This window comes from Streptomyces sp. NPDC056347 (assembly GCF_042262625.1).
In the GTDB taxonomy this organism is placed as follows: Bacteria; Actinomycetota; Actinomycetes; order Streptomycetales; family Streptomycetaceae; genus Streptomyces.
In genome coordinates, this window is record NZ_JBHJQP010000263.1 from 1 (window position 1) to 7,864 (window position 7,864).

Consider the following 7,864-nt stretch of genomic DNA (forward strand, 5'->3'; position numbering starts at 1 on the left):
CTGGCCTTCGCCGCGTAGGTGATGCCGGGGCCCGCCCGCGGGGCGCGACCCCACCCCGCCCGCGCCTCGGACTGCCGGGTGTCGGCGGCAACGGCGTTCTCACGCCGTCCCATGGGATCGTCAGACGGCCCCGGCCGGGGGCGCGTCGGCCGCGCGCATGGCCCTGACGGACCGGCACGCGACGCAGAGGGCGCCGGCGATGAGCTCGAGGGCGCCGAACACGGGCATCCCGAGGGCAGCGAGGCCCGCTGCCACCACGATGACCACGACGACGACGATCATCTCCGTCGTCGTGAGGGCCCCCTGCGACGGACCGCCGGGGGCCGGCGGGGAAGAGAACGAACGCATACCTGTTACCTGCCTGACGTCATGTCACGCCCTCTGTGAGCGCGATGGGTTGGCTGCACCGTGAACTGATGGCGGCGATTTCCAGATCGTCCCGCCAACGGCGTTGATCCTCTCACCGGTGACCCGACCATCACAATGCGTTGCTTCCGTCTCGAGGGCGTTGATGCCTGTGCGTCCAGAGATTCACCGCCAAGAGATGGCGAATGGGTTGACGAACAGAATCTGAAGTATTCGAAAATCGCAGGCCAGGGCTGTGAAACCGATATTTTCATTCATTTTCGTCCAGACGCCATTGCCGAAGCGGGGCACTGGATGCCATCGTCCGTACAACACGCCTCCGGCACTCGCTGCCGAGGCCCCCTGGCATCGTGGCTGCACCATGGAACAGGGACCGGGCAGCACACCGCGTTCCAGCGCGGCGCCCGCGAGAGGGGCGCATCCCATCGGATGCGCCCCTTTGGAACATCCGGCCGCACGCGGGTGGCCGGGGCCCCTCCGCGTCTTTTGCGGGTGCCGGGCTATTCGGCCGGTTCGGTCAGGTGGCTGAAGGTGGAGCCGGTGGGGTTCTTGCGGACGTGGAGCCGGTGAGGGATGCGGCGGCGCAGTTCGGGGACGTGGCTGATGACGCCGACGGTGCGGTCGTGGGCGCGCAGGGAGTCGAGGACGTCGAGGACTTTGTGGAGGGTTTCCTCGTCGAGGGTGCCGAAGCCTTCGTCGATGAAGAGGGTGTCGAGGGGGTTGCCGCCGGATTCGTGGGTGACGACGTCGGCCAGTCCGAGGGCCAGGGAGAGGGAGGCGAAGAAGGATTCGCCGCCGGAGAGGGTGTCGGTCCTGCGGGGGCGGCCGGTCCAGGAGTCGGTGATCTGCAGGCCGAGGCCGGAGCGGGCGCCGCGGGCGGCTTGGTGGTCGGAGTGGGAGAGGGTGTAGCGGCCTTCGGACATGATGTTCAGGCGGGTGTTGGCGGCGGTGACGACCTCTTCGAGTCGTGCTGCCAGGACGTAGGCCTCGAGCTGCATGCGGACTCGGGCGCTGGTTGAGTTGCCGGTGACGAGTTCGGCCAGGTGGCGTGCGGTGTTGTGGGCCTGTTCGAGTGGCTGGAGGCGCTGGACGGCGGTCTCGAGATCGGCGGTCAGGGTGGTGAGGTCCCGGGTGCGGGTGTGGGCGTTGGCGGCCGCGGCGGTTGCTGCGGCGTGCTGCTCGTCCGCTGTGTCGCGTGCTGCCGTGGCGGTGGCGAGGTCGGCGGGGGGTTGGGCGGCGGCCTGTCGCAGTGCCGGGTCTTCCAGGACCGCGGTGTGTACGGCGCGTTTCTCGCGCCATTGGGTGATCTCTGCCTCGATGGCGCGCAGGTCCTCGTCGTCGAGGAGAGCCTGCTGGGCGAGTGCCGGGGTGTCGAATCCCTGGTCCTTCGCGGCGAGGACGGCCTGCTCGGTGCGGTCGGCGAGGGTCTGGGCGGCGGTGGCGAGGGTGCGGGATGCCCGGGCGGCTTCTTCGAGGCGGTCGGCGATGCGGGTGAGTTCGGCCGCGTGGGCGGCGACGGTGGGGTGGGTGCCGCGGGCCGTGGTGAGTTTGGTGGTCAGCTCGGTGAGTTGCCGGTTGAGGGTGTCGTAGTCGGCGTTGCGGGCGGACAGTCCGGCGGTTGCGGTGCGGTGCTGCTCGGTGTGGTGGGTGTGCTCGGTGTCGAGTGCGCGGAGTTCTTCCTGGGTGGTGCCCCGGTCGGCGGCACGGGCCAGGGCGGCGGTCAGGGCGGCGGCGAGTTCGGTGTGCTGGGTCTGCAGGTCGGGCAGTGGGGTGCTGCCCGCTTCACCGGTCGCGGTGGCCGCTTGTTCGCGCAGGTCGTGCAGGGCGGTCGCGGCGGCGTCCCGGGCGGCGTTGGCCCGCTCGTGGGCGGCTTCGGCGTCCTGTTCGTCCTGGCGGGTGGGCTGCCCGTCCTGGGTGGGGGCGGGGGCCGGGTGGGTGCAGGATCCGCAGACCGGGCAGGGAGCGCCGTCGGTGAGGGTGGCGGCCAGTTCGGCGGCCATGCCTTCGGTGCGTCGGCGGCGGATGTCGAGGTAGTGCCGGCCGGACGAGGCGGCAGCCTTCTGCGTGTCCGTCAGGTGCTGTTCGGCCTGGATGACGTTCGCGAGGTGGGTCTCGCGGCGCTTGGCGGCTTCGATGCGGGTTCTGAGGCCGTCCAGGGCATCGCGGTGGCGGCTGCTTTCCTGTTCGGCCTGGCGAGCGGTTTCGCGTCGTGTCTCGAGGTCGTGGCGTCTGTCGGACTCCGCGTCGAGCCAGTCCTGGGAGGTGCGTTGCTGGGTGGCGAAGTCCTGCCGTTCGGCGTCGATGCGCTTGAGCTGGGTGGTCAGCCGGTGGACGGTGTCTTCTTCGGGGATGAGCGCGGTCAGGACGGCGGCTTCGTCGCGGGTGCTGTGTTCGATGGTCTCCAGTTGGCCGGCGTCCAGGCCGGTGTGCTGGGGCGGCAGGTGGTCGCGGGCGTTGTGTTCGGCGCGCCGGGCGTGGGCGTGGTCGTTGGCCGCGGTGTCGGCGGCGTGCAGCTGGGGTGCTGCCTGCTGGGCGCGGCGGGCCTGGTCGCGGCGGTGCAGGAGGGTGTTCTGGTGCGGTTTTTGTTCCTGCAGCAGGTTGAGCTGCCGCTGGGCTTCTTCGTAGCCGGCTTGTTGCTGGTGGAGTTCGCGTGCTGCGGCTTCGAGGGTCTGTTGTTCGGCCAGGTCGGACCTGGCCTCTGCGGCTGCTTGGAGTGTCCTGCCGTGGTGGGTGCGGCTGGCGCGCAGAAGGTCCCGGGCCCAGGTTCGTGCGGGCTCGGTGAGGGTGCGGGGGTCTTCGGGGGTGGGTGCGGTGTGCCCGGTCGCGAGGTCTTCTCCGGCGGCCTGGTGGATGCGTTCGGCCAGGCGAAGGACATCGGCTCGGGCGGCGTCGCGGCCCTTCTCGGTGATGCGGCTGTGGTCGTTGAGCCAGCGTTCGATGAAGGAGAAGCGGTGGGTGCGGAAGAGTTTCCCGAGGAGTTCGCGCCGGCCGTGGGCGTCGGCGTGGAGGAACTTGGTGAATTCGTTCTGGGGCAGCAGGACGACCTGGCAGAACTGGTCGCGGCTCATGCCGAGCAGGTCGGTGATCTCGGCGGAGGCTTCCTGGTGGGATTTGCTGACTGCTTCCCAGCGGCCCTGGCCGGCGGTGTCGGTGGTCCACTCGCTGAGGTGGGTTTCGGGCTTCTGGGGGGTCTCGCCCGTGCCGGACCGCTTGGGTCGCATCTGAGCGGGAATCCGGCGGATGCGCAGGCGGCGGCCTGCGAGGGTGACGTCCAGGGTGACTTCGGTCAGGAGGTCCGCGGGGGCGTGGTGGCTGCGCAGCAGCAGGTCGCGGTCGCCGGGTGGTTTGCCGTAGAGGGCGTAGCAGATGGCGGCGAAGACGGTGCTCTTTCCGGCGCCGGTGTCTCCGTGGAGGAGGAAGAGGCCGTCGTCGGACAGGGTGTCGAAGTCGATGGTGTGGGTGCGGGCGAAAGGGCCGAAGGCCTGCAGACGCAGGGTGTGCAGGCGCATGTCAGACGGTTTCCTTCTGCTGCTCGTTCAGGCGGGAGGCTTCGACGGCTTGCTGGAGCAGGGCATGTTCGTCCGGGGTGGGTTCGGTGCCGCGCATGCTGTGGATGAAGTCGGTGGTGATGTCGAGGTCGCTGCGGTCGCGGATGCGGTCGCTGTAGGTGGTGTCCGTGGCCTGTGCGGGGATGCGGGCGGGCCGGTGCTTGAGGTCGGCGGTGTGGGGGAAGCGGCGGCGCAGGCGGGCCATGGCCTCGAAGGGCAGGGCGGTGTCGGTGAGGGTGACCTCGAGCCAGGCGTCCTGGAGTGGCTCGTGGACGGGGTTGGTCAGGAGGTCGTCGATGAAACCGGTGACGCGTTCCAGGCGGCGTGGGACGGGGCAGGGCCGGTGGGTGAGGGTGGGGGCGGCGTGGGGGGTGAGGTCGACGAGGGTGATCGTTTTGGTGTGGCGGGCTTCGGAGAAGGAGTAGGCCAGGGGTGAGCCGCTGTAGTGGACGCGGTCGGTGATGCGGTGGGCGCCGTGGAGGTGGCCGAGGGCGACGTAGTCGATGCCGTGGAAGAGGTCGGCGCCTACGTGGGCGATGCCGCCGACGGCGATGTCGCGTTCGCTGGTGGATTCCTTGGCCTTGTCGCGTTCTTCGGGCTGTCCGGTGCCGGGGGTGACGAAGGCGTGGGCGAGGACCACGCAGCGGGTGCCGGCGGGCCGGCGGGTGGCGAGGTCGGTGCGGATGCGTTCCAGGGCCGCGGTCAGTACGGCGCGGTGGGTGACGGCTTCCGCTTCCAGCTGGGCGCGGGCCGTCGAGGGTTCGAGGTAGGGGATGCCGTAGACGGCGACGGAGCCGTGGGTGTCTTCGAGAACGACGGGGGTGTGGCAGGTGGCGGGGTCGGTGCGCAGGTGGATTCCGGTGCGTGCCAGAAGGCCGGAGGCGACGCCGAGGCGATGGGCGGAATCGTGGTTTCCGCTGATCATGATGATCGGCACGTTCAGGTCCGCGAGCTGGTGCAGGGCGTGGTTGAACAGGCGTACGGCGTCGAGGCTGGGGATGGCCCGGTCGTAGATGTCTCCGGCTACCAGGACGGCGTCGACGTTCTCGGTGCGTGCGGTGTCGACCAGGTGGTCGAGGAAGACGCGCTGGGCTGGTACCAGGTCTTCTGAATGGAACCGTCGGCCCAGGTGCCAGTCGGACGTGTGGAGGAACCTCATACGCGTACACCTCGAGCTTCGTCACTCAGTGTGATTGTCAGTGTCGGAAGGGAAGATAAGAGGCGTGGGAAGGAGGAGAGATGCCCTCTCCGAGGTCTGCTCGTGCTGGCTGTGTTCCCTCGCCAGGCGGGTGCAGATGGTGTGGTGTCGACGCCCGGGTTCATGCCCGCCAGTGGGTGGAATCGGTTGGCTGGCATGCGTGGGTGGCGCCGACCGACGAGCAGCGCAAAGAGCGCATGCTCTTGCGCCGGGCTCAGCGGTCGGCGTCTGGTCAGTGAGTGAGTTCTTGTAGGTCGGTGAAGATTTCCCGCAGCTGGCGGGGCACGTCCCCAGGGGTGGTGAGGGTGGTGGCGAGCCCGTAGACCATGGCGGGTTTGCCGTTGGGGCTGTTGTCTTCCGCTTCTTCTTTGATCATGTCGAGGATGCGGGCGCTGAATTTCTTGCCGTCGCGGTGTGCCTCGAAGTCGTCCGGGTGCCAGGTCCGGGGTGCCGGCTTGGGCCACAGGGTGTTGGCGGCAGTGGTCCACTGCTCGTTGCTGAAGAGTTCTTCGAGTTCGTTGTAGCCATCGGCTTCGCCGACGTAGGACACCTGCTCTTCGAGGTTGAGGCCGGCACGCCGGAGCCGTTCGTCCTTGAAGAGTTTGTTGGTGCGGCTGTCGGCGTCGACCATCAGCATGACGGTGCGCTGGTGTTTGGCGAGGTAGCTGGCCAGGTGGAGGGCGCCCTCGTTGTTCTCGCAGCCCCACAGGGCAATGCCCGCGGCCTGGAGCGACATGTTCTGGGCCAGGCGGAAGAGCAGGGGGAGACTTTTCTGCTCGGTGTCGCCTTCGACGGCGAGGAAGCAGCGCTCGTGGAGCAGGACGGAGTTGCGCAGACCCAGTGATGCCGCGATCTGGCCGAGGTGGAAGTCGATCCCGTCGTGCTGGTCGTCCTTGAGGCGTTCGACGACGGTGCGTCCGCCGGGTCCGAGGCCGAGGTGGACCACGTCGGCGATGTCGACGCCGTCGATGAGGTTCATCGAGTGGGTGGCGACCATGACGTTCACGTGAGGCAGGGCGCACTGTTTGCGGACGATGTCCATGACCGTGCGCTGATGGCGGTAGTCGAGGTGGGTGTCGGGCTCGTCGTAGACGACGATGGTCTGTGTGGGCCGGGTTGCCGCGGGTTCTCCTGATGCGGCCAGTTCGGCGTTCTCCAGGAGGTCGCTGGTCCATTCCCATACCGCCAGGGCGATGCGGCGAGTGCTTCCCTGGCCGGCGCGCGTCAGGTCGACCGGTTCGCCGTCGGCCCTGGAGACGTGCAGCGGGGCGCCTTTGAATCCTCCGCTGAAGGAGACCATGGGCTTGACGTTGACGTTGACGTACTCGCCGCAGTGCCGGCGGATGTGACGGCACAGCGAGTCGGCTTCCTTCTCCAGCCGCTGGTTGATCTCTTCTTCGATCTCGCGGACACGGCCCTGGAGGGTCTCGTCCTCCAGGTGTGTCTTGTAGCTGCTGTTCAAAGCGGTGTGTACGGCGGCGTCGGGGCTCTCGTGTCTCCCCCCGAACGACAGGAGCCGCGGGAGCCGCTCCTCGAGCGGTTTGGGCAGCGGCCGCCACCCCTGCTCCTGGGGAACGGTCCTGGCGTGTGCCGTGAGTTCTGCCAGCAGGGATTCCTTGAGGGTTCCTGCCGGGGACAGGCCGTACTCGGTGACGAGGGCCGCGAGCGCCGGCTTGAGCATCTGGTCGAGGTTGCGCAGTTTCGGGTCGACGGGCAGGCTGCCGAAGTGCTCCAGGCAGGTCGCTTCCCCCAGGGGTGAGCGCCGGCGGATGCGCACGTGCTCGCCCAGGCCGCTGCGGTCCTGCTCTTCGGCGTCCAGCCGGAAGCGGCCCTCCACCCAGGTCTCGGCGCACCGTCGGCCCTTGGAGTCCTCTTCGCCCTGCACGTAGGTGCGGTCCTCGTCGGTCAGGCGGTGGGTACCGAGGAGGAAGGCCAGTGCGGTGAGCACCGCGCTCTTGCCTCCGTCGTTCCGGCCGGCCAGGACGGTGGGCCGGCTGACGGGGATGTCCTCGACGTGGGCCAGGGAGCGGAACCCGTGCGCGGAGTAGCTGTCGAGATACACGGGAGCTGCTCCGTATCTCTCCGTCCGGCGGTGGACAGAGGCGTGGCATGCGACAAGCGCGGATGCTGATGAGGCGCCTGTGCCACTGGCACAGGCCGTCATATTAAGTGCTGTTGAACAACTGCAGCACGTTTTGGGTCAATTGAACTGGCCGGTAGCTTTCCCGGTCGATTCCGTCAGTGGCCCTCTTCCCTCGGGGAGTTGGGGCACACGCACCCCTGCGTTCGCATGGACGAGCGGCACGGGCGGGGGTGTCTCGTCGGCTTGGATTCGACCGTGGCACCGGGTGTCAGCCGGCTTCGGTCCCGTCGTATCGCGCCTTTCCCCTTCCCCCGGTCACCCGCCCGCCGGGCTGCGGGAGGTCTTTCATGCGCTTCGCGCGGGAGCGGTGAGAGGTAGATGGAGCTGCCGTCGGATGCGTGTGGGCAGGTTGGGCCGTCCGCAAGGACCCGAGGTGGGTACTCCTTCGGCCCGGCGTACGACCGCGGTCCGGCCCCGACGCCCGATCCGGAACACCGGTGCGGAGCAGTGGCTGGTCGCTCGGGCCCGGGAGTGGCACGAGGCAGTTCGCCGGCTGTCGGCCCACGGATGCACGACCGGTGCCATCGCGCAGGTGTTGAGCCTTGCCCGGCACGTGGCGGAACGCCAGGACTTTCGTCGGTGGCGGGGCCCGCCAGGACGGTCCTGGCG

4 protein-coding genes are annotated in these 7,864 nt (G+C 68.9%); all 4 read right to left on the reverse strand.

Features of this window, described 5'->3' with window-relative positions; translation table 11 throughout:
• Positions 1 to 120: 120 nt before the first annotated feature.
• The 4 genes from ACFCV8_RS34585 to ACFCV8_RS34600 all read right to left on the reverse strand — a co-directional run bounded on the left by ACFCV8_RS34585 (position 121) and on the right by ACFCV8_RS34600 (position 7,174).
• Positions 121 to 348, reverse strand: coding sequence for a hypothetical protein (locus tag ACFCV8_RS34585; RefSeq protein ID WP_376689477.1), 228 nt, complete (start codon positions 346 to 348; stop codon positions 121 to 123).
• Positions 349 to 866: 518 nt separating this feature from the next.
• Positions 867 to 3,875: an AAA family ATPase gene (locus ACFCV8_RS34590; RefSeq protein WP_376689478.1), complete on the reverse strand. Its 3,009-nt coding sequence runs from the start codon at positions 3,873 to 3,875 to the stop codon at positions 867 to 869.
• Position 3,876: 1 nt separating this feature from the next.
• Entirely contained in the window at positions 3,877 to 5,073 is a 1,197-nt protein-coding gene (locus ACFCV8_RS34595) for an exonuclease SbcCD subunit D (RefSeq protein ID WP_376689479.1), read from the reverse strand.
• 271 nt (positions 5,074 to 5,344) lie between these two features.
• Positions 5,345 to 7,174, reverse strand: coding sequence for an ATP-dependent endonuclease (locus ACFCV8_RS34600; protein ID WP_376689480.1), 1,830 nt, complete (start codon positions 7,172 to 7,174; stop codon positions 5,345 to 5,347).
• Between the last annotated feature and the right edge of the window lie 690 nt (positions 7,175 to 7,864).